The organism is Okeania sp. SIO3B5, from assembly GCF_010692555.1.
Taxonomy (GTDB): domain Bacteria; phylum Cyanobacteriota; class Cyanobacteriia; order Cyanobacteriales; family Microcoleaceae; genus Okeania.
Genome location: NZ_JAAHHG010000133.1, coordinates 1 through 22,149, shown reverse-complemented (window position 1 = coordinate 22,149; position 22,149 = coordinate 1). Strand labels below are relative to the sequence as shown.

At 35.1% G+C, this 22,149-nt stretch carries 21 protein-coding genes; 7 read left to right on the top strand and 14 right to left on the bottom strand.

Going from position 1 to position 22,149, the window contains the following annotated elements:
* Positions 1-452: 452 nt before the first annotated feature.
* From F6K54_RS18780 to F6K54_RS18755, 6 genes are all read right to left on the bottom strand, one after another.
* Positions 453-587: a hypothetical protein gene (locus tag F6K54_RS18780; protein WP_293080357.1), complete on the bottom strand. Its 135-nt coding sequence runs from the start codon at positions 585-587 to the stop codon at positions 453-455.
* Between the two features lie 45 nt (positions 588-632).
* Entirely contained in the window at positions 633-2,237 is a 1,605-nt protein-coding gene (locus F6K54_RS18775; protein WP_293080356.1) for a B12-binding domain-containing radical SAM protein, read from the bottom strand.
* Between the two features lie 310 nt (positions 2,238-2,547).
* Positions 2,548-2,781 (bottom strand): hypothetical protein, encoded by a 234-nt coding sequence (locus F6K54_RS18770; RefSeq protein WP_293080355.1) that lies wholly within the window; start codon positions 2,779-2,781, stop codon positions 2,548-2,550.
* A 112-nt stretch (positions 2,782-2,893) separates the two neighbouring features.
* Positions 2,894-3,175, bottom strand: a complete 282-nt coding sequence (locus F6K54_RS18765; RefSeq protein WP_293080360.1) for a hypothetical protein — start codon at positions 3,173-3,175, stop codon at positions 2,894-2,896.
* Between the two features lie 409 nt (positions 3,176-3,584).
* Entirely contained in the window at positions 3,585-3,905 is a 321-nt protein-coding gene (locus tag F6K54_RS18760; protein WP_293080354.1) for an Rpn family recombination-promoting nuclease/putative transposase, read from the bottom strand.
* 49 nt (positions 3,906-3,954) lie between these two features.
* On the bottom strand, positions 3,955-4,632 hold the full coding sequence (locus tag F6K54_RS18755; RefSeq protein WP_293080359.1) for an Rpn family recombination-promoting nuclease/putative transposase: 678 nt from the start codon (positions 4,630-4,632) through the stop codon (positions 3,955-3,957).
* A 696-nt stretch (positions 4,633-5,328) separates the two neighbouring features.
* On the opposite strand from F6K54_RS18755, the gene F6K54_RS18750 reads away from it, so the two are divergent.
* Positions 5,329-6,858, top strand: a complete 1,530-nt coding sequence (locus tag F6K54_RS18750) for a GUN4 domain-containing protein (RefSeq protein ID WP_293080353.1) — start codon at positions 5,329-5,331, stop codon at positions 6,856-6,858.
* Positions 6,859-7,454: 596 nt separating this feature from the next.
* Here the strand turns inward: F6K54_RS18750 and F6K54_RS18745 are convergent.
* Positions 7,455-7,586 (bottom strand): UPF0175 family protein, encoded by a 132-nt coding sequence (locus F6K54_RS18745; RefSeq protein WP_293080358.1) that lies wholly within the window; start codon positions 7,584-7,586, stop codon positions 7,455-7,457.
* A gap of 256 nt (positions 7,587-7,842) precedes the next feature.
* On the opposite strand from F6K54_RS18745, the gene F6K54_RS18740 reads away from it, so the two are divergent.
* The 4 genes from F6K54_RS18740 to F6K54_RS18725 all read left to right on the top strand — a co-directional run bounded on the left by F6K54_RS18740 (position 7,843) and on the right by F6K54_RS18725 (position 10,970).
* The gene (locus F6K54_RS18740) at positions 7,843-8,418 is read left to right on the top strand and encodes a Uma2 family endonuclease (protein WP_293080352.1); all 576 of its coding nucleotides are present in this window, start codon (positions 7,843-7,845) and stop codon (positions 8,416-8,418) included.
* 301 nt (positions 8,419-8,719) lie between these two features.
* Complete coding sequence (locus F6K54_RS18735; protein ID WP_293080351.1) at positions 8,720-9,295, top strand: Uma2 family endonuclease; 576 nt, start codon at positions 8,720-8,722, stop codon at positions 9,293-9,295.
* A gap of 26 nt (positions 9,296-9,321) precedes the next feature.
* Positions 9,322-9,456 carry a hypothetical protein gene (locus tag F6K54_RS18730; RefSeq protein ID WP_375341979.1) on the top strand — a complete coding sequence of 45 codons (135 nt, stop codon included), beginning with the start codon at positions 9,322-9,324 and terminating at the stop codon, positions 9,454-9,456.
* A 554-nt stretch (positions 9,457-10,010) separates the two neighbouring features.
* Positions 10,011-10,970 carry a DUF192 domain-containing protein gene (locus F6K54_RS18725; RefSeq protein ID WP_293080348.1) on the top strand — a complete coding sequence of 320 codons (960 nt, stop codon included), beginning with the start codon at positions 10,011-10,013 and terminating at the stop codon, positions 10,968-10,970.
* 984 nt (positions 10,971-11,954) lie between these two features.
* On the opposite strand, the gene F6K54_RS18720 is transcribed toward F6K54_RS18725, so the two are convergent.
* From F6K54_RS18720 to F6K54_RS18705, 4 genes are all read right to left on the bottom strand, one after another.
* Positions 11,955-12,077, bottom strand: coding sequence for a hypothetical protein (locus F6K54_RS18720; RefSeq protein ID WP_293080347.1), 123 nt, complete (start codon positions 12,075-12,077; stop codon positions 11,955-11,957).
* Between the two features lie 664 nt (positions 12,078-12,741).
* Positions 12,742-13,725: an NAD(P)-dependent oxidoreductase gene (locus tag F6K54_RS18715; protein WP_293080345.1), complete on the bottom strand. Its 984-nt coding sequence runs from the start codon at positions 13,723-13,725 to the stop codon at positions 12,742-12,744.
* A gap of 837 nt (positions 13,726-14,562) precedes the next feature.
* The gene (hemE, locus tag F6K54_RS18710; protein ID WP_293080343.1) at positions 14,563-15,627 is read right to left on the bottom strand and encodes a uroporphyrinogen decarboxylase; all 1,065 of its coding nucleotides are present in this window, start codon (positions 15,625-15,627) and stop codon (positions 14,563-14,565) included.
* Between the two features lie 1,017 nt (positions 15,628-16,644).
* A complete protein-coding gene (locus F6K54_RS18705) occupies positions 16,645-18,027 on the bottom strand; it encodes an NB-ARC domain-containing protein (protein ID WP_293080341.1) in 1,383 nt (460 codons plus the stop codon).
* A 278-nt stretch (positions 18,028-18,305) separates the two neighbouring features.
* Between F6K54_RS18705 and F6K54_RS18700 the strand changes: the two genes are divergently transcribed.
* Complete coding sequence (locus F6K54_RS18700) at positions 18,306-18,899, top strand: DUF6232 family protein (protein ID WP_293080339.1); 594 nt, start codon at positions 18,306-18,308, stop codon at positions 18,897-18,899.
* Between the two features lie 70 nt (positions 18,900-18,969).
* Positions 18,970-19,353, top strand: a complete 384-nt coding sequence (locus F6K54_RS18695) for a hypothetical protein (RefSeq protein ID WP_293080338.1) — start codon at positions 18,970-18,972, stop codon at positions 19,351-19,353.
* Between the two features lie 926 nt (positions 19,354-20,279).
* Here F6K54_RS18695 and F6K54_RS18690 read toward each other — a convergent pair.
* From F6K54_RS18690 to F6K54_RS18680, 3 genes are all read right to left on the bottom strand, one after another.
* A complete protein-coding gene (locus F6K54_RS18690; RefSeq protein ID WP_293080335.1) occupies positions 20,280-20,825 on the bottom strand; it encodes a hypothetical protein in 546 nt (181 codons plus the stop codon).
* Positions 20,826-20,840: 15 nt separating this feature from the next.
* On the bottom strand, positions 20,841-21,572 hold the full coding sequence (locus tag F6K54_RS18685; protein ID WP_293080332.1) for a DUF429 domain-containing protein: 732 nt from the start codon (positions 21,570-21,572) through the stop codon (positions 20,841-20,843).
* Between the two features lie 384 nt (positions 21,573-21,956).
* Positions 21,957-22,149, bottom strand: a 193-nt coding sequence (locus tag F6K54_RS18680; protein ID WP_293080329.1) for a hypothetical protein, incomplete at its 5' end; no start/stop codon positions are given.

Below are 22,149 nucleotides of genomic sequence, written 5' to 3'. Positions count from 1 at the left end.
ATATCATGTTCGGATAATCAGTTATAAAAAAACTTTATCCCCTTTAACCCTTTCTTCCCTTCTGCCTCCAGCATAGCTGCCTTCTGCCTTCCTTCGTCCAAAGTGTAAGTATTCAACCGAACATGATATAACTCCCCCAGATATGAATGGTAAAGTATTTGTAGTGCGGGCATCTTGCCCGCGACTGGTGTACCTTACTAATATGAAATACGCTCTAAATTGGGTAGTCCTGCATAGTAATGATACACAGCAAAGAGAGACGTTACTAATGTGTGGGTATGATTTGTATTTTTTGACGGTTACTAAACTATTAGACATCTCCAATAATAAAAAATAAAATCAATTATCCCAAAGAAATTATCAATTCTTCCCCTCCACCGGAGGGGGAGGGGCGAGGGGTGGGTTCCCTACTCCCTACTCCCTACTCCCTACTCCCTCTTTTCTGGAGATGTCTATTGAATGACAAATATTTGAGATTCTTCAGTTTTTCTTTTCATACCTTGATTCAGCAACGCCCAAAGAGGAATACCTGGCATGGGAGCAAGATGCTCCCACTGCTGTGTCCTGTAAAAAACATTGCCAGACAATGCACCACTACCATAAATTTTATTAAACCCCTCTACTTGCAGACTTTAAGCTGCTTCTTCTTTTACTTTTTCCAATTTCGGTTTTTCTGCTTCCTTCTCTATGACATTTAACTGTTTATTCTCAGCTAAATATTCAGCTAACTGCGCCTCAATATTCTCTTTGACAATATGACGATATTCATAAAAATGTTCTATATGAGCGCAGGTACTAATATAACGTGGCAAAATACTAGGATTATGTTTTCTAATGCTCCAAAAATGATGCCAAAACTTCCAACGAGTTTTCCGCTTTATTCCCTGTCGCCAGCAAATAATTAATAACGCTCGCAACTCCATCCAACTTGGCATTTTTGCAACACCTTTAGCAGTGGGGGCACCCATCATCAGAAAATGCCGATAAGTTCGATCTAAAAATTTTTCATGGTCGTACAACTGCCAAAATGCTTCTACATATTCTCTGGCAATATTTTCTATTGGTCTGGTGGGGATAAAATTCATCAGTGTCACTTGATTAGCATTAGCACCTTTATCTAAAAGCCGACCTTCCTTTTTTAGACGATGCCAAAGTGCGGTATTTGGTAAGACTTGCAACATACTAAACATAGCAGTGGGAATAGTTGTTTCTTCCACAAATTTAACGATGCGATCGCCTGCTCCTGGTTTTTCTCCATCAAAACCGATAATAAACCCTGCCATTACTCTTATGCCAGATTTAATAATTTTCTCTACTGCTTCATTGAGAGGGTTACGATTATTTTGATATTTATGGGTTAACTCTAAACTATCTTCATCAGGAGTTTCTATTCCCAAAAATACTGCTCTAAGATTGGAATCTACCATTAATTGCATTAATTCTTGGTCTTCTGCTAAGTTAACGGAAGCTTCGGTGGTCATTTTAAATGGATATTGATGTTCTGCTTGCCAAACTTTTAATTCTTTCAGCAACAACTTGACGTTACGTTTGTTGCCAATAAAGTTGTCATCCACCATAAATAGAGAACCACGCCATCCTAAATCATATAAACAATCTAATTCTGCTAATAATTGTGCTGGCGTTTTAGTACGGGGTTTGCGACCATACAGAACAATAATATCGCAAAATTCACATTGGAACGGACAACCACGGGAAAACTGAACCGACATAGATTCATAATATTCCATTTCCAATAAATCGAATCTTGGAATAGGAGTAATTGTCACATCTGGTTTATTCCCATCTGCACGGAAAATACCTTGAGTTTCTCCCCGCTGAATAGCATCGATAAACATGGGCAAAGTAATTTCCCCTTCGTCCAGAATCAGAAAATCTACACCACTGTCCAGTTGTTCTTGGGGTAATGCCGTAGGATAAGGCCCACCACAAGCTACTAATTTATTGCGTCGTTTTGCTTCTCGGATTTGGTCATGTAAGTCTTCTTTTTGGACAATCATGGCCGAGAGTATTACGAGGTCTGCCCATTCCCATTCTGCTTCTGTAACTGTCCTAATATTTCTATCTACTAATTTATATTCCCATTCCTGGGGTAAGATTGCTGCTACTGTTATTAGACCTAACGGAGGTAGCATGACTTTGCGATTTATCAGTTCCAGAATTTTTTCAAAAGACCAGAAAGATTGGGGAAATAGGGGATAAATTAATAAGACTCGCATTAAATATTAGTTCCTCAGATTAGGATGAAATATCAGTTGATACAGACTCAGCCTAACTTTAACGTTATTAGGTTAATTTCGACAATTAATTAAATTAAATATTAATTATTTACTGGAGGAGTTATTTTAGTTATCAGTATTCAGTTATCAGTACATCCTCAAATGGGAAAAATTTTTGGGCTTTCTCTATTCATAGACGCTCTACTAATAGAGAAATTAACCCAACCTACAGTTTTTCTACTCGTAGCAATTCCAATTAATTGAGATTTCACTAATAGATATATTAACCCAACCTCTACTAGAATGTAAGTTAATTCAAATTAGCAATAGCTTGTCGCACTTGCTCAACTTCTAATTCTAAAATTTCAGCAATTTCCTCAACAGAAAAGCCTTTTCTTAATAAACTAGGAATGACTTCCAATTTTCCTTCTATTTTCCCCTCTATTTTTCCTTCAGCTTTTGATTCTGCCATTAATTCCTGAGCAAAACGAGTTTTTTTTAAATCATCAATACTAAACATAGTTTCTAATTCCTGACGACTCATTTCTGGTAATTTTTCTAAAAAAATAGTTGAAAATATGAGAGAAAATTTGTTGGGTTTTCTCCATTCAGAGATGCTCCACGAAGGGATACATTAACCCAACCTAGAATGTAAGTTAATTCAAATTAACAATAGCTTGCCGCACTTGTTCAACTTCTAATTCTAAAATTTCGGCAATTTCCTCAACAGAAAAGCCTTTTCTTAATAAACTAGGAATAACTTCCAATTTTCCTTCTATTTTTCCCTCTGTTTTTCCTTCTATTTTTCCCTCTATTTTTCCTTCAGCTTTTGATTCTGCCATTAATTCCTGAGCAAAACGAGTTTTTTTTAAATCATCAATACTAAACATAGTTTCTAATTCCTGACGACTCATTTCTGGTAATTTTTCTAAAAAAATAGTTGAAAATATGAGAGAAAATTTGTTGGGTTTTCTCCATTCAGAGATGCTCCACGAAGGGATACATTAACCCAACCTAGAATCTAAATTAATTCAAATTAGCAATAGCTTGTCGCACTTGCTCAACTTCTAATTCTAAAATTTCGGCAATTTCCTCAATAGAAAAGCCTTTTGCTAATAAGCGAGGAACTATTTTAAATTTTGCTTGTTGCTCCGTTTACTCAACCAACTATTGAGCAAAACGAGTTTTTTCAAATCATCAATACCAAACATAGCTTCTAACTCCTGACGACTCATTTCTGGTAATTTTTCTAAAAAAATAGTTGAAAATATGAGAGAAAATTTGTTGGGTTTTCTCCATTCATAGATGCTCCATGAAGGGATACATTAACCAAACCTAGAATCCAAGTTAATTCAAATTAGCAATAACTTGTCGCACTTGTTCAACTTCTAATTCTAAAATTTCAGCAATTTCCTCAACAGAAAAGCCTTTTCTTAATAAACTAGGAATAACTTCCAATTTTCCTTCCAATTTTCCTTCCAATTTTCCTTCTATTTTTCCCTCTATTTTACCTTCAGCTTTTGATTCTGCCATTAATTCCTGAGCAAAACGAGTTTTTTTCAAATCATCGATACTAAACATAGCTTCTAACTCCTGACGACTCATTTCTGGTAATTTTTCTAAAAAAATAGTTGAAAATATGAGAAAAAATTTGTTGGGTTTTCTCAATTCAGAGATGCTCCACCAAGGGATACATTAACCCAACCTAGAATCCAAGTTAATTCAAATTAGCAATAGCTTGTCCCACTTGTTCAACTTCTAATTCTAAAATTTCGGCAATTTCCTCAACAGAAAAGCCTTTTCTTAATAAACTAGGAATAACTTCCAATTTTCCTTCTATTTTTCCTTCTATTTTTCCTTCTATTTTTCCTTCTATTTTTCCCTCTATTTTTCCCTCTATTTTTCCTTCAGCTTTTGATTCTGCCATTAATTCTTGAGCAAAACGAGTTTTTTTCAAATCATCAATACCAAACATAGCTTCTAACTCCTGACGACTCATTTCTGGTAATTTTTCTAGAACAATAACTGACAATAGGTTCAAAAGTTGTAACCGATAATTTTCTTCGGTAAACTGCTGTTTTACTCGATTAATTAATACGGTTACTCTCTCCAAAAATTGTTTCTTCCTTGCTACAACTAATTGAATGATTTGTACGCCTAAAGGAGTTGTTTCATTCACTTCTAATTCATTCAAATAGATGCGCTTGACCAGGGGAGAATCTAAAAAGGGTTGCACAGATTCTCTTTGTCTTTCTGTTGGTTCCATACTACGACTTTTAAATATAATCATAGCACGCCAACGTAAGTCCGGGTCGTTGTCTCTAAGATAGGTAAAAATCTCGGAGAATAAGCGTAAATAAATTTTGGTGTCTTTTTGAAATTGTACCTCCTTAATTAATGAATAATGAATAATGAATAATGAATAATGGATAATGAAAACTATCTCTAATTATTAATTATTAATTATTAAGGTTGTCTGATAATTCTCCCCACAACTGAAAGAAGGTTTCGGGTAAGTCTTGAAAAATTCGATAAAATATATGGTTGGTTTTCATAAATATAAGCGTTCAGCTATCAGCTAGCCTCCTGCGGAGGAACTGCGTTAATAGCTATTGTTTTTGGTGCGTGATAAAAGCTTATTAATTTAGCAAGAATTAAATCTTACTACGAAAGTCAGCTACCTTGACCTTAAAGTTTATATTCATTTAATACCATTTTTAAAAAAGAATGTTACGAATAATAAGAATCATAAATAAACTTTCAAATAAAGTCTATTTGACGAAAAAGATAATTTACAACATCAAAAATGGTATTAAATCTATCCCCATACGAATTCTGGATTCTGAATTCTGGATTCTAAGAAATACTCTACCTATTTGTAGCAAACATTTATTAAATTGGTATAAACACTGCCTTTAAGGGGAAAGTCTTATTGCTGTTTGCGCAGCATTCCGCAGGAAAAACTGACTGCTAATAGCTTTTTGCGGAGCATTCCGCAGGAAATGTTTACTCTTAAAGAAATCGGGTTCCTCAAAAATTTAAGTTTATAATTTAGTCATAGAGTTTAGTAGATTCTAAAAAAATTATTATTATGTCTCAATGTCTGAACCCGGAATGTCTAACTATTAATCCTGATAATTTTCAGTTCTGTCAAAAATGTGGAAATAAACTATTACTTGTAGAACGTTATTGGGCAAAAAGTATTCTCGGACAAGGTGGTTTTGGTCGAACTTTTTTAGCTGTGGATGAGTTTAAACCTTCTAAACCTCTTTGTGTGATTAAACAGTTTCTTCCTCAAGCTCAGGGAACGGAAAGTGTGGAAAAAGCTGCCGAGTTATTTGCACAGGAAGCGGAAAGGTTGGAGTTGTTAGGAAAGCATTCACAAATTCCCGAACTTTATGCTAAATTTACTGTGGATAGTCGTCAATATTTAGTACAAGAATTTATTAAAGGAGAAACCCTGCAACAAGAGTTAGATAATCATGGGGTTTTTAATGAAGGTCAGATTCAAGAATTGTTAATAGACTTATTGTCTGTTTTGCAGTTTGTTCACAGTCATAATGTGATTCATCGGGATATTAAACCGGAGAATATTATTAGGAGAGAGGCAGATAAAAAGTTAGTTTTGGTTGACTTTGGAGCATCTAAAGTTATGCCGACAACTCAACGTCGGACGGTGACAGGAACAGTTATTGGTTCCGCAGAATATTGCGCCCCGGAACAGTCGATGGGAAAGGCAAAATTAGCAAGTGATTTGTATAGCTTGGGAGTAACTTGTTTGCATTTATTGACTCAGATGAGTCCCTTTGATTTGTTTGATGTAATAGAAATGGAATGGGCATGGCGAGATTGTTTAAATGGAAATTTTGTGAGTGATAAATTGGGTAAAATTTTAGATAGTTTGGTGGAGCAAAAACCGAAGCAACGTTATCAGAAGGTTGAAGATGTTTTGGCTGATTTAGAGTTTGGTAATTCTTCTGTTTCTCCTACTCAAAAAATTAAAAAGTCTCCAAAAATTTCTGTTTCTCCTACTCAAAAAATCAAAAAATCTCCTTCTCCTACTCAAAAAATTAAAAAGTCTCCAAAAATTTCTGTTTCTCCTACTCAAAAAAATCAAAAACCTCCACAAAATTTTGTTTCTAATGATGTACCTTTGGTTTCAGCTAGAGGAGTAAATTATGAAAAGTTGCGTGGCTTATTAGCAGCAGGTAAGTGGAAAGAAGCAGATCAGGAAACTGCTAATTGTATGTTGAAAGTTACAAAGCGAGAAAAGGAAGGTTGGTTAAGAGTAGAAGATATAGACAATTTTCCTTGTGAAGACCTACGCACTATTGACCAACTTTGGGTAAAATACAGTAATGGTAAGTTTGGCTTTTCTGTGCAGAAACAGATTTATCAGAGTTTGGGTGGTACGAGGCAGTACGATAGTAAAGTGTGGAAAGTTTTTGCCGATCGAGTTGGATGGCGTCAAGGAGGAAGTTGGTTGCCATACTCTAACCTGAATTTTGAAATCAACACACATTATACGGGGCATCTCCCGTCGATACGTTCATCAATCCTCGAATTGGGGGTTGAGCAGTGGTGGCGTTTAGGCTCTCTTCTCTCGCGCACAGACTTGTAGGTTGTAACATATAGCCGTTTCAGCTGCCTGATATTCAATTATCAGTTATCAATTTTTAATAACCTATTTATCATTCCTTTTCCTCTTGCATGACAGAAGTTATTGTCATTGCGAGGCGGTGATAGAAACAGTTAACCTCTAGGATTTACCATTAACTTAGCCGAAGCAATCTCCAGTATTCTAGAAAAGATTGCTTCGAGGGATTTAGGGGTGCTTCACATAAAATAATTGCTTTTCCTTCCCCCCTCGCTGCGAACATGATTATTCTCAGAGATTGTCCGAAGCGAGGCAGTTATAGAAACATTCCACTACTGGACTACATCCATCCGTGCATCCGTGGCCAAATCCCTGTCTAGCGCGGACATGATTATTCTCAGAGATTGTCCGAAGCGAGGCAGTTATAGAAACAGTCAACTACTGGACTACATCTATCCGTGTATCCGTGGCCAAATCCCTGTCTAGCCCTGACTTCAAACTTTTAACTTCTGACTTCAGTATTGTTAACTAACAACTAATAACTGATAACTGATAACTGATAACTGATAACTGATAAATCATCCATCCGTGTATCCGTGGCCAAATCCCTGTCTAGCGATTCAGCCAAGCTCTAACTCCTTTTGTAAATCATTAAAATCAACATTAAAAACATCTATTTTTTCCCTTGCCAAAATAACAAGAAAGTCCCTACAATTTAACCCAGCAACCTGAGCCGCTTTTTCTTGATAAATTTCCCCTTTTTAATACCAATATATAACCGCTGCTAAACGCATATCCTCAACAAATTCTTCAGGCAGCTCAACGACGAGTAGAAAAAATCTCTTCCGGTAAATTAATAGTAATTTCTGACATAGCAATATTTATCTAAAATTACAGAAATTATACCAACTTGATAAATGTTAGCTACAGCTAATTTAGCCATTATAATAGATACTAATCCCCCCAACCCCCTTTGAAAGGGGGGCTATTAAAATTTTATGTTGAACTATGAATAGCTTTACTATCGAGCTTGACTCAGTAATTGAAATGACAGACGAACAATTCTTTCAACTCTGTCAAAAAAACCAAGATTTAAGATTTGAAAGAAATGCTAAAGGAGATTTAATAATTATGTCACCTGCTGGTGCAGAAACTGGAAATCGAAATGGTAGATTAACCCAACAATTATTTAACTGGGCAGACAGAAATCAACTTGGTATTCCTTTTGATTCATCAGCAGGTTTTAACCTCCCAAATGGAGATAACCGTTCACCCGATGCTGCGTGGATACCAATAGAAAAATGGAATAATTTAACTCCCGAACAAAGAACAAAATTTTTACCTCTTTGCCCGGATTTTTTAGTCGAATTAATGTCACCTTCCGACAGCTTATCTGAAGCTAGAAAAAAAATGAAAGAGTATCTGGAAAATGGCATGATATTAGGTTGGTTAATCAATCGCGAAACTCAGAAAGTAGAAATTTATCGTGCGGGTAAAGATGTGGAAATATTAGACTCCCCTGAAACATTATCTGGTGAAAATATTTTGCCTGGATTTATATTAGATATGACAAGAATTTGGTAATTAAAGAGCAGTTAGCAGTCAGCGGTTAGCGGTCAGCATTATGACTTTTGTTTACGTTTAGGAGGGGATTTAAAACCCGACTCAACTATAGCAATCCTAAATTGGTTGCGGGTAATCAAAAAGTAGATAAAAAAACTGAAACTCTTACCTATTCCCTAAAAACAGTAAGATTTTTATACACAAATAAAATAGGACTGCTATATCTGGTGTAATAGTTGCCAATTTAACCAAAGGTCAAAAAGATGATAGCTAAAATGCTGATAGCTGATAGCTAATTAACTCTGAGGAATAAATAACCAAAATGACAAATTTGACTATCGAGATTGACTCAATAATTGACCTAACAGACGAACAGTTCTTTCAACTATGTCAAATAAATAAGGAGATAAGATTTGAAAGAAATGCAAAGGGAGATTTAATTATTGTGCCCTTAATGGGGGGAGAAACTGGAATGATTAATGCTGAAATTTGTGGCAATTTAGGAATGTGGAATAGACAAACAAAATTAGGAGTTGGTTTCAATTCTTCTGTAGGTTATCAACTCCCCAATGGTGCTAAGCGTTCTCCCAGTTGCTCCTGGATACCTATAGAAAAATGGAATAATTTAACTCCCGAACAAAGAGAAAAATTTTTACCTTTTTGCCCAGATTTTTTAGTCGAATTAATGTCACCTTGGGACAGTTTGTCCGACTCCAGAGAAAAAATGAAAGAATATCTGGAAAATGGGATGCGTTTAGGTTGGTTAATTAATCGAAAAAATCAGCAAGTAGAAATTTATCGTGCTGATAAAGATGTGGAAATATTAGACTCACCTGACAGATTATCTGGAGAAGATGTTTTACCCGGATTTATATTAGAGATGACAACAATTTTGTAGTTAACTCATCAGAATAAATAACTAAAATGACAAAGATGAGATTAGGTTGGCTAATTAATCGCAAAAATCAGCAAGTAGAAATTTATCGTGTTGGTAAAGATGTAGAAATATTAGACTCGCCTGACAGATTATCTGGAGAAGATGTTTTACCGAAAAATTAACGTATATAGCCTCTCCATTCATGGAGAAAAAAGAAAAAAATTCCTTTTAACCCAATCCTCTCCTTGAACAGAAGAGGTAATTCTAAATTCGCGCATTCTAAATTCTAAATTCTTGAACCGGATTTACCGAAAAATTGGGTTTAAAGCCTCGCCCTTGTAGGGCGACTTTTTATTTTATTTGTAAGTGAATTGAATATATGCTATAGTGTTATTAGTTGCCGGGGGGCACTCGGAAACTCGTGCGCGGACGTGGAGGGAAGCGTTAGACTACCGCCAAGGAAGCAGCACCCTGTGAAGCGTCAACCCACCGAGGAGCTATGGCTCAGTAGGAATCCCCGTGCCTAACAGCCGGGGAGGATGTCAAATTAGATATGACAACAATTTGGTAGCTATATTCATTTTGTGAAGCTCCAGAAAAATCGGTTACCGGAATCAGCTTGCAGTTTCTCAATATTTTTGATATTCTTATTGTATAAGGGTAAACTTGCCTATACACATGACTTTTTATTCAACAAAAAGACATATATCGTAGAGAGTAATAACTGACAACTGAAATGACTAATATTCAAGGTACACCAGGTATTGATTTTCTTAGTGGCACTCCTGAAGATGACATTATCCCTGCTTTGACAAGTAAAGATATCGTTCAAGGTTTCGGGGGTAATGACCAAATCTTCGGCAACCAGGGAACTGATGTCCTTCAAGGTAATCAAGGAGATGATATTTTATATGGTGGACAAGATGCCGATACTATTTTTGGCGGGCAAGGAAATGACTTGATGTTTGGAGATTTTGGCCCTGACTGGTTAATTGGGGACCTGGGTAGCGATACTATGAGTGGAGGTGAGGGTGATGATTTATTTGCTATTGGTAGACGTGGCGGTTTATCTTCTACTGGTGGAGTGAATATTACAGATGCAGATGTAATTACTGATTTTGGTAATGGTGGCGATCTCCTAGTCCTAACTGGTGGCTTACAATTTAGTGAGTTGAATATTATTTCTTCTGAGAGTAATACTATTATTCAAGACCGAGTAACGGGAGAATATTTGGCAGTTTTGTCAGGGGTGACAAGTCTTGGGGAGTCAAGTTTTAGTTCTATTTTTGGTGAGGTGGAATTAGGTCAAATGTTACCTATTTCAGCACAGGCGAGTTTTTCTGGTCAGACTATTAATTTGGAAGTGGCACAAACTCCACTTGAACAGGGGATAGGTTTAATGTTTAGGACTGAGTTGCCGGACGATCGAGGAATGTTGTTTGATATTAACCCTCCTCGGACTGTGAATTTTTGGATGAGAAATGTGTTTATTAATCTGGATATGGTGTTTCTGAGGAATGGGGAGGTACAGGCAATTTTTTCTAATTTACCTCCTTGTGAATCTGAACCTTGCCCTACTTATGGACCTAATGTTCCTGTAGATGGAGTTATTGAGTTGAGGGGGGGAAGAGCTGCTGAGTTGGGTTTAAGGGTTGGCGATCGCTTAGATATTCAGCCTGTTTTTCTGCCTGTCTAAATTTTTTGTGTTTTGATGTTTAGGTTAATTGAGTGCTATTTTTTTTTGCGTTGAATAAAAAGTCATGCGTATAGGCGAGTTAGCCCTTATAATTCTATACTATCACAGTTTTTTGTTTATTGCCTGATGAATTTCCTCTGATTTTTTTGAGCTTCAGAAAATGAAGCGAAGAAATTTTTCTTTTCTGACTTGAGGATTTTAAAGCTTTCTACTTCTTCTCAGAATATCGGTAAGAGTAGGACAAAAAATTGGTAGTTGAAGGGTGGCTAGATTAATTAAGTGTTGAGTGGCGATATTTTCCCATTCATCATCACACTCTATACTTTGTTTGAAACTCTACTAACCTGTTTTTTGCGTTGAATAAAAAGTCATGCGTATAGGCGAGTTAGCCCTTATAATTCTATACTATCACAGTTTTTTGTTTATTGCCTGGGGAATTTCCTCTAATTTTTTTGAGCTTCAGAAAATGAAGCAAAGAAATTTTTCTTTTCTGACTTGAGGATTTTAAAGCTTTCTACTTCTTCTCAGAATATCGGTAAGAGTAGGACAAAAAATTGGTAGTTGAAGGGTGGCTAGATTAATTAAGTGTTGAGTGGCGATATTTTCCCATTCATCGTCACACTCTATACTTTGTTTGAAACTCTACTACCCTGTTTTTTGCGTTGAATAAAAAGTCATGCGTATAGGCGAGTTCACTCTTATAGTTTTATACTACCACAGTTTTTTTGTTTATTCCCAGGGAATCTCCTCTAATTTTTCTGAGCTTCAGAAAATGAAACGAACAAATTTTTCTGACTTGAGGATTTGAGAGCTTTTTACTTCTCTAGTGCAGGATGGCAGAAATAACTAACCAGTTACAAAATCCTAGAAGCCTTACCAATCAAGACTTTTGATTTTTGACTTTTGACTTCTAATTTTTCTGAACTTCAGAAAATGAAACGAACAAATTTTTCTGACTTGAGGATTTGAGAGCTTTCTGGTTTTTCAGTGATGGAAAATATCTCTAGTTCTCAAAATATCAGTAACAGTAGGACAAGAAGTTAGTAGTTGATGAGTGGCTGGATTAATTAAGTGTTGAGTGGCGATATTTTCCACATCAATTGCCACACTTTATATTTGTTTGAAACTTTGTTACCCTGTTTTTTGCGTTGAATAAAAAGTCATGCGTATAGGCGAACTCACCCTTATACTTCTATGCTATCACAATTTTTTGTAAGTTGCCTGGGGAATTTACTCTAATTTTTTTTAGCTTCAGAAAATGAAACGAACAAGTTTTTCTGACTTTAGGAGTTGAGAAATTTCTACTTATTTAGTTGTGGAAAATACCTCTAGTTCTCACGCGTATCAGCAACTGTAGGACAAGAAATTGGTAGTTGAAGAGTGGCTAGATTAATTAAGTGTTGAGTGACGATATTTTCCACATCATTCATCGTCACACTCTATCTTTGTTTGAAACTTTGTTACCCTGTTTTTTGCGTTGAATAAAAAGTCATGCGTATAGGCGAACTCACCATTATACTTCTATACTATCACAATTTTTTGTAAGTTGCCTGGGGAATTTCCTCTAATTTTTTTTAGCTTCAGAAAATGAATAATGAAGGGAGCAAATTGTTCTGAATTTAGGATTTGAGAACTTTAGTACTTGTTCAGTGATGGAAAATATCTCTAGTTCTCAAAGTATTAGCAAGAGATTGCTAAACTATATCTTTGAAACTTTCCAGTTACAAAATCCTCAAACAATTACAAATCAAAAATGATTGACTTTTAACTTTTAACTTTTAACTTTTAACTTTTGACTTTTGACTTCCGCGTAGCGGCTAGTTTTCAAAATATCAGCAACAGTAGGACAAAAAGTTGGTAATTCAAAAGTAGCTGGATTAACTGGATTTTGATATGTAAAATGACGATATTCCAAACAAAATCTATCCCAAGCCGCCATTTGAATTTTGAATACTGAGATAATTACCTCTATCAACCAAGGAGACAAATTAAACTGGAGGTAAATTCGTTTATTCAGATATGCACAAATTTCATCAATAGCTTGATTAACTGTAACTTGTGGATTCCCCAAAATTAATTTTTGTAGTTCTTTTGACTGGGGTGGTTTTTCTACTAGATAAGTAACAACTCTAGCAATATCCTCAGCATGAATAAAATGGAAACTACCATCAGCTTTTAACCACCGAATTAAACCAATATATTTAATTATTTCTGGCAAACCAGAGGAAAGATGAGAATAAGGTTTTTCCTCATTTCCTCCTAAAACCAAAGTAGGAAAAAGACAAGTTAGAGGAGGAACATTCTTGAGTCGAGATAACTGATACATACAGTCATATTTAGAGCGGATATAATCAGTACCAATCTCACCAGCTTTTCTAAGTAATTTGTTTTGACTGTCAAGAATACTAGCTGTAGAAAAATAGATAATATTTTCACATACTTCTGGATTGAGTAATTTGACTAATTTAATTGTTTTCACAACATTTATATCAAATACTTCCTGTAAGTTACCCCAAGCAGTAGCAATTAGAATAGCCACATTAATTTCTGAAAGTAAATCTGAAAATCTTTCAATTTCTCGGAGATTTGCTGTTAAAAGATTTATACCCGAACGAGCTTTATAATCAACTTTTAACTTTTCGGGGTTTCGCACTAATAAGAAAAGTTCGTGTTGAGTATTTTGAATTAATGACTCAACAATATAATGACCGATACATCCACTAGCACCCGTGACAAAAATCCGTTTATGGCTCATATATTTAGGGAGTAGGGAGTAGGGAGTAGGGAGTGGGGGAGTAGGGGAGTGGGGGAGTGGGGGAGTGGGGGAGTAGGGGAGTGGGGGAGTAGGGGAGATTTAAGGCTTGAAGTTATAGTTATCAACATATACTATATGACCGGATTCTATATAAAATTCAGACAATACAACGTTTTTCCTTCTTATTTCTTACTTCTTATTTCTTGCTTCTTCCTTCTTCCTTACCTTAATATAGGGGCGAGTTTCAACAATTGATAATAAACAATAAATAATGGATAATTACCTCTCCTTGAAAGAAGAGGATTGAACTTAAGGAAAATGTTTTCTTTTTATTTTCTTCATAAATGAAAAGGTCTTAGAACAAATTAAGCAACTATCCATTATCCATTATCCATTTATCCATTGATAAACCCACCCCTAGACAAAGCAAAAATCAATAGAAATCTCACATAAGGTTGAATTTAAGTGACATACTCCCACACGCTCGCTGAAGCTATAGTGTGGGCTTCTCGTTTCGCAGTCCCGGTATCCCGTCGGACAAGCGCGTGCTTTAAGGACGGGATGCCCCACCGCCCTTTTTGCACATAAAAAACTGCTCACCTAGTTCTGCAATAAGATTTTACATTTTCCCACAGTTGACTAGAAATTTAGGCCAACAACCCCATATCCTATTAAATTTTTATGGTTCATTACTGGCGGCGATGAGCTGCAAACCAGCATAGTTCGGTGATAACATAAAAATTTGTAAATTAATGAGACATCGAGTCCCATTGATTTACCGCCGATTCATCTCACGCCAAATCACAGATTATGGCGTGAGGCTCAAGAGCGATTTAGCTAAGCTGTCAATGCTAGTAAATTGCTGACTTCTTTAGCAGTTTTAAAGAAGAACTCTACATTTTCTTCTGGAGTCTTTTGCAAAACACCATGTCCTAAATTCAGAATATGACCTTGGTTGCCTGCTTTGCGGATAGTTTCTAAAATGCGAGACTTGATAAATTCTTTAGAACCAAACAGTACGCCAGGATCTATATTTCCCTGTATGCCAATATTTTTACCAAGGCGTTGTCTTGCTTCGCCGATGTCTACTGTCCAGTCTACACTAACTATATCAACACCAGTTTGGGGCATTCTCTCTAATAATCCAGCACTGCCATTAATATAAAGAATAAAAGGTGTGTTTGGATGAGTTGCTTTAACCTGTTGTACTACTCGTTTTTGATAAGGCAAGGCAAAAGTTTCATAATCTTGAGGACTAAGTTGGCCTGCCCAAGAATCAAACATTTGGATAACTTGTGCTCCACTATTTATCTGGTAACGAGCATAAACGGCGATCGCGTCTGCTAGTTTGCCGAGAAACTGATGCAACATTTCTGGTTCGCAAAAGGCCATTCTCTTGATAAAAGTATAATCTTTAGAACTTTTACCTTCTATGGCATAAGCTGCTAATGTCCAAGGTGCCCCAATAAAGCCTAAAATTGCTGCTTCGTTCTTAACTTCTCTTTTGAGAATTTGTAAAATTTCTCTAATAAAGGGTAGAGACTCTTCTGGTTCGATGGGATGAAGTTGGTCAATTTGAGATTGGGTGCGAATAGGAGGGTCAATTATTGGTCCTTTACTTTCGACTATATCAAAGTCAATGCCTATTGCTGGAAGTGGGGTTAGGATATCTGAGAATAAAATTACTCCATCTGGTTTAAATGCGTGGAAAGGTTGCAGAGATATTTCCACAGCAATATCTACGTTTTCGGAACGCTCGCGAAATGAGGGATATTTATCTCGTAAATCTCGATAAGATTTCATGTAGCGTCCTGCCTGTCTCATCATCCATACAGGTGGACGTTCTAATACTTCACCCTTGGTTGCTCGTAATAAATATGGTAGTTGGCTAGATTCGGCCATCTTTATTTTACCTTCTACTTCTCAAATTTTTTATCTAAATAGCTAGCAAAGCATAAGGTTGGGATATAACAAAAGTCTCAAACTCAAATATTTATAGTAAGATAGCCTTTTTCTTTTGCCTTTTACCTTTTGCCTTCTGCTATATGTGTAAGGTCAACATTTTATAGTTGTCCTAATTTGTAAGTTTACAAGGACGTGACATTTGTGGAAATAGTCTGGTTGGGATTGTAACGAAAGTTTACTATCGAGAAAGGGAGTGGCTCACACGGATTATGGCACGGATACACGGATACGGTAGGGAGTGGGGGAGTGGGGGAGTGGGGGAGTGGGGGAGTGGGGGAGTGGGGGAGTGAGGAGTGAGGGAATAGTAAACATAAGAATAATTAACACGCTTCTTATTAATAATGATTAAAAAGGTTATTTGGTCTGTGTTGATTACTTAATTATTGAAGTAGTACCTAAGTATAGCAATACTTTTGAGATTTGGTATTAACTGCTGAATTTGGTTTCATTAATTGATAATGGATAATGGATAATTGATAATTACCTCTGGTTAAAACCGCTACGGAATTGAAAATAAGGAAATATTATTTCGTAAGCATTCAGCTATTAGCAGTCAGCTATCAGCAATTAGTAATTATTCATTACTTCTAAGGTTTAGGAAGGAGACTTTAACAGTAATTTTTATTCTGTCTCAATTTATCAATTATTTTTACCTTCCCCAAAATTAATAGCTGATAGCTAATAGCTGATGGCTGAATGCTTACATTATTTCTTTTTTTTCCCTTAAAAGGGGAGGCTTTAAACCAGAATTGTTTAATTATTAATTATTAATTATTAATTATTCGGTAATTTATCATAATTCGTCGCTAAAATCATTCAAAAAATTACTTGATTTTACATTTTAGTAAATAGGCAATAGGTAATAGGAAGCAGGCAAAAAGTATTTATTCCGTTAACTGATAATTTTTTTAATTCTGACTCCTGACTCTTGACTCCTGACTCCTATTAAATAGTTTAGTTTTGCATCTGAAAGTTTTTAATATATTCTTTGAATAAGGGGGATAGGCTAAATAAGGTATTGTTGGTTTTTATTTGATTTAATAAGTATCGTCTTTTTAGGGATTGTAATCCATTGATAATATCTATAGAGGACAATGAGCAGGATTTTTTTAAGTCTTCTATTGAAATATTTTCATCGCATTTACTTATTTTTAAAACTATTTGTTTTTCTATTTCTGACATTCTCTGATATAAGGTGTCGAAGAGTAGTTTCATTTCTTCTGTGATAATTAAGTTCTCTTCAGCTATCAATTGAGATACTAGGTCTTGAAAGATGTCTTTGATTAAAGTACATATATATTGTAAGTATAAGGGATTGCCTAGATACATATTGTTTAATTTCAGCCAATAGTCTCGGTCTTGTAGTTTATATTCTTGGATTATTTCTATTCCTGCTGAATTATCTAAGCCTTCTAATTCTAAACATTGAATTGGATATAATTCTCGGTCTAAAGCTGTCATTTCCTGAGCTTTTTCTTGGCTAATTAATATTACACAACTTTGATGTTCTGTTTGAGCGATCGCTTGGAAGAGGTTTTGATATTCTGTGTGTTGAGTTTGATATTGTCCGGCAAATTTTCTACTGATAAATATGTTTTGTACGTCGTCGAGAACGATTAAACATTTTTGTCTAGATAATAAGTCTAAAAATTGGGTAAATTGTTCGTCTGAGATGAGAATATTTTGATTTTGGAGAGTGATTTTTTTTAAGAGTTCGGTCATTAGAGAGTTTAGAGATTTAACAAGTTTGAAATTTCTCCAAATTACTACATCGAACTGTTGGATATTCAAGTCAATAAATATTTTGACTAGGGTTGTTTTGCCAATACCACTTAATCCTAATACTGACATCAGACGAGTTTTTTGATGGAGGATATAGTTGGAGATAATTTCTAGTTCTTTAGTACGTCCGTAAAAGTAAGCAGGATTAATTGTAGGGGCAATACTTAAATCCTGAAAAGTTATTTTAGTTGTATCTTTGCTTTGAGAATATTGAGGATATTTTTGATATTGATATAGATTTTGTGACCCGAAATTATGATTAGTTCCTACACAAATATTTTGTCGTGACTTTGCCTCTGTTTGTAATCTTTCAATAGTAGAGCGAAAATTAGATTTATTTATTTCTTCTCCTAAACTTTCGGAAAAAGTTTTCCATAGTTGATAACCTACATCTCGAATTCGACTTTCACTACGGTTACATTCTTGTGCAATATTTTCATAAGTTTTACCTTGCCAAACGCCTTTAATAACTGTTTCTTGAATATCATCTAAATGTTTTCCTCTATGAGCAAAAACTAGGCGATCGGCAAATTGTAAAATTTCTGTAATAGTCATTGAGTTTAGTTCTAATAATAGTTTTAGCCATTTTAGCTCATTCTCATAGGACGTTTTAGGATATTTTCCTACATTCACTTGATTTTTATTTACAAAAATCGCGATTTAATCAGACAATTTACTATAGTCAAAACTGGATTTAACTCTTAAATTAGGATTTAGGGTATGATGAAAAATTTTCTAATTCAATGTACGATTAGTTAATATTTTTAGTGTATCTAAACTAAGTTGTACAGCTTGAAAAAAGCTGACTGCTAAGTGCTAGTACAAGAATAACTTTGAAGTTAAATTTAAGGGTGAATGATAATTTACCAAAATCTTCTCCAGAATCAGAAGAAGTAGACCTATCGTTTTTAAAAGTCAGAGGCAAAACTTTAGTCTATAATAATACTATTTATCAAATTAGTAACATTAGCAGTATTAGTTTGGTTGAGAGGAAAAAAGCAAAAAAGAGAACTAAAATATATTCTGCTTCACTCTTTATAGGTGTAGTGTTACTTGCACCTATAAGTATTATATTACTGTCATATCCAAACATGAATTTACAAATATTTGGTTTGTTAATGATAGTTATTGATATTTTAGTATTGCCTCGTTATATACTAAATATAACTTATAAAGAATATGGTATGATTATTCGTGGAAATTCAGGGGATAAACAAACTTTATTTAGCCCAGATAAGGAGGGAATAATAAAAGTAATTCTTAAGTTATGCGAAATTATGAATACAGAAGAGATAACATCAGTAAACGTCTACTCTCAGGATAATAGAATTAAATTAGAAGATAAAAGCATTCAAGTAGGAACATCCATTGCCTCTTCTTTCGTACCAGGTAAAGTAGGAGGAAATGTAGTCTCTTCTATTAATTAATATTTCCAATTTAAAAGTATCGAATTATTTTGAAATCAGCAAATTTTTCATAAATTAATTGAGGTCAGACATGGCAAACAAATCTATCAAAGTTGAAACAAGTTATGCTTCTAGTTTTTCGACAGGTAATAAAAATGTTATTACTTCTTATATCAATGAATTACCTGATTCTTCTGAACCAAATAAACCAGGAATTAAAGAAGCTTTAACTCAACTTCAAAAAGCAATTGAAGCAGAATCAAATTTGAATCAAGAGGATAAAGAAGAAGCTTTAAAGGAATTAAAAAATCTGGCAGAAGCAGGAAAAAATCCCCAGGAAAACAAACAAAGAGCAAAAGGAGTAATTAGATTTTTTAAAGGCTTATTTACAGAGTTACCTAAGACGGCAAAATTAATCGAACAGTGGGAAAAATTATTACCAGCGATCGCCAGTTTCTTTGGATTTGAAAATTAGGATATATGAGCAAATCTTCAGATTACGAAAAGACAACTAAATTGGTGAGGAATTAAAATTTAATCCCGACTTTGACACAGGAGAAAATTCCGACAAAAAACTTACTACTTGTAGGTTGGGTTGAGGAACGTTAGCGGAGCTTATCCGTAGGATAAACCCAACAAAATAGAGGTGTATTTCGACTTTTTTCATCTTTCTTTTGCTATATATGTTGATTTACGCTACCACTTAATCCAACCTACGGTATTCCCAACTTTTACAAGTCATAAAATTAGATAAAAAATTTACTATTTGTCCGTTGGGTTGATAAAAAAAACTCAATAAAAATAGAGATGTATATCAATCTTTTTTCCCCTTCCCTTTTACTGATAACTGATAATTGATAACTGATAACTGAATATGTTGGGTTGCGCTACCGCTTAACCCAACCTACGGCATTCCTGACTTTTACAGGTCATAAAATTAGACAAAAAATTTACTATTTGTCCGTTGGGTTGATAAAAAAACTCAACAAAAATAGAGATGTATCTCAATCTTTTTTCCTCTTCCCTTTTACTGATAACTGATAACTGATAACTGAATATGTTGGGTTGCGCTACCGCTTAACCCAACCTACGGCATTCCTGACTTTTACAGGTCATAAAATTAGACAAAAAATTTACCATTTGTCCGTTGGGTTGATAAAAAAAACTCAACAAAAATAGAGATGTATCTCAATCTTTTTTCCTCTTTTCTTTTACTGATAACTGATAACTGATAACTGAATATGTTGGGTTGCGCTTTCGCTTAACCCAACCTACGGTATTCCAGACTTTTACAGGTCATAAAATTAGACAAAAAATTTACCATTTGTCGGTTTGGTTGATCAAAAAACCTCAACAAAAATAGAGATGTATATCAATATTTTTTCCTCTTCCCTTTTCCTGTCATTCTATTTCTTTATTTCCTAGTTCAAATCCATTTTTTTTAACATAAACATAAGGAATAGTTGTAGCCTTAAAATCAACTATATTGGCTACATTTTGTACCCACTCACAATAAAGTGGATTTAATTGTTGATAAATTTGCTTAAGATTTTGTATTTCCGCTTCAAGTTGATTAGCTTTTTCGTTGACTGTTTTAACTTGCTCCTGTAATTCTTTTCCTCCTTGATAAACTTGTTCTTGTAGTTCCTGCCATTCCAGTCGAGATTTTTTTGGTGCTAATGTAGTTTTTTTCTGATTAAGTTGTGCTTCTAATACTTTGAGAGATTGATTAATTTCTTGTAATTCTTCTTGCCGCTTTGCAGCTTCTTCAGCATTTTTTTTATGAAATTCTGCTAGTGTTTCAGGAGTATTATCTGGAGGAAAACTAACATCTATTCGGAAAGAAGAACGTTGATGACGAAGAGTCTCTACTTCGGTCTGTAAAGTCTCTATTTCTGCTTGTAAAGTTTCTACTTCTAATTTGAGTTCTGCTATATTTTCTTTCATATATTTGAACAGGGTTTAATCTAATCTTTCAGGAACTACTATATATCCGGTGGTGTCATTGCCCAAAACTAAATTTTTTGCTTGACCCCAATACCACCAGTATGCACCAATATAAGCACAAATTAAACTATCTAATTTATCTTCTGTAGTTTTGAGGGTAGCTATACTATTTATATTTTCAGTATCTAGGAAATTTTCGGAAATTTCTAGGGTTGGTTCAAGGATAGTTAAGATATTTATTATGTATTGGTGCAGTTTCAAAAGTTCTGATTTACGGTCTGCTAATTTCCCTTTTTTGTATTTCAAAATTTTTTCTAAACCAAATAAATTAACTATAGCTGGATGAGGATAAACTTCGATTTGAAAACGTCCTGGTTGTTGCGGTTCAATTGTTGGTGCATGAATAAATCCTTTAGCTGTCAAACTCATACCAAAATTCACGGTTTTCTGAGCAAAAGGACGGTTAAGATTTGCTGGATAACATCCTGCATGATAACGACCAAAATATTTATGAGTAAGTTTATCTGGTAGTCTAGTTCCTGTTTGATTGGGGATTATTGTTGGAGCATCTACGGCAATTAAAGCAGGGGTTGGTAGGGGAGTTAAATTATCAATCCAATGGAGAATATATTCAGTTTCTAATATGCAGTCTAAGTCTAATATTTTTAACTTTTGGTCTGAGTATTGTAGACAGCATAAACCACTTTTTCCCGAACTCCAACCGAGGTCTATTCCAATAAATTTCATACTTTTGATTTTGGTACATCTCATATTTGCAAAAATACTTTTTTCCTATATATTCTCTGTTGCCTATTGCCAGATGAGCTGTTGTCTAAAAGAGATAAATTTTTGGGTTTATTCAAAGAAGTTATGTATTTTTCTGTTCAATGCAGATTTTAGGAGAGTAAACCTATTTAATTAGGGCTTGCTGATTAAATCTCAAAGCATTGGTAAATAAAGGTAAGTGCCTTTTTAGGATCGAAAAAAGTATGCCTGTTTCAATTCACTTACCCTCAAAAAATGAGAATTTTGGGGTGAGGGGGCAGAAAAGTCAAAGAACAATCATTCCTCCTACTTTCTCTGTCTTCCCACCCTCCCCACACTTCCCACCCTCCCCACATTTTGCTTTTTTCAGCAAACCCTAATTAGAGGTTTTTCTCCCCCCATTTCCCCATCTCCCCCCCTCCCCATCTCCCCACCTCCCCCTCTCCCCATCTCCCCCTCTCCCCCTCCCCCCATCTCCCCATCTCCCCACTCGGAAGACCACACCTCTGAACTCCCGTCACCACCCCGCCCCGACCTCCTCTCCCCCCTCCCCCTTGCA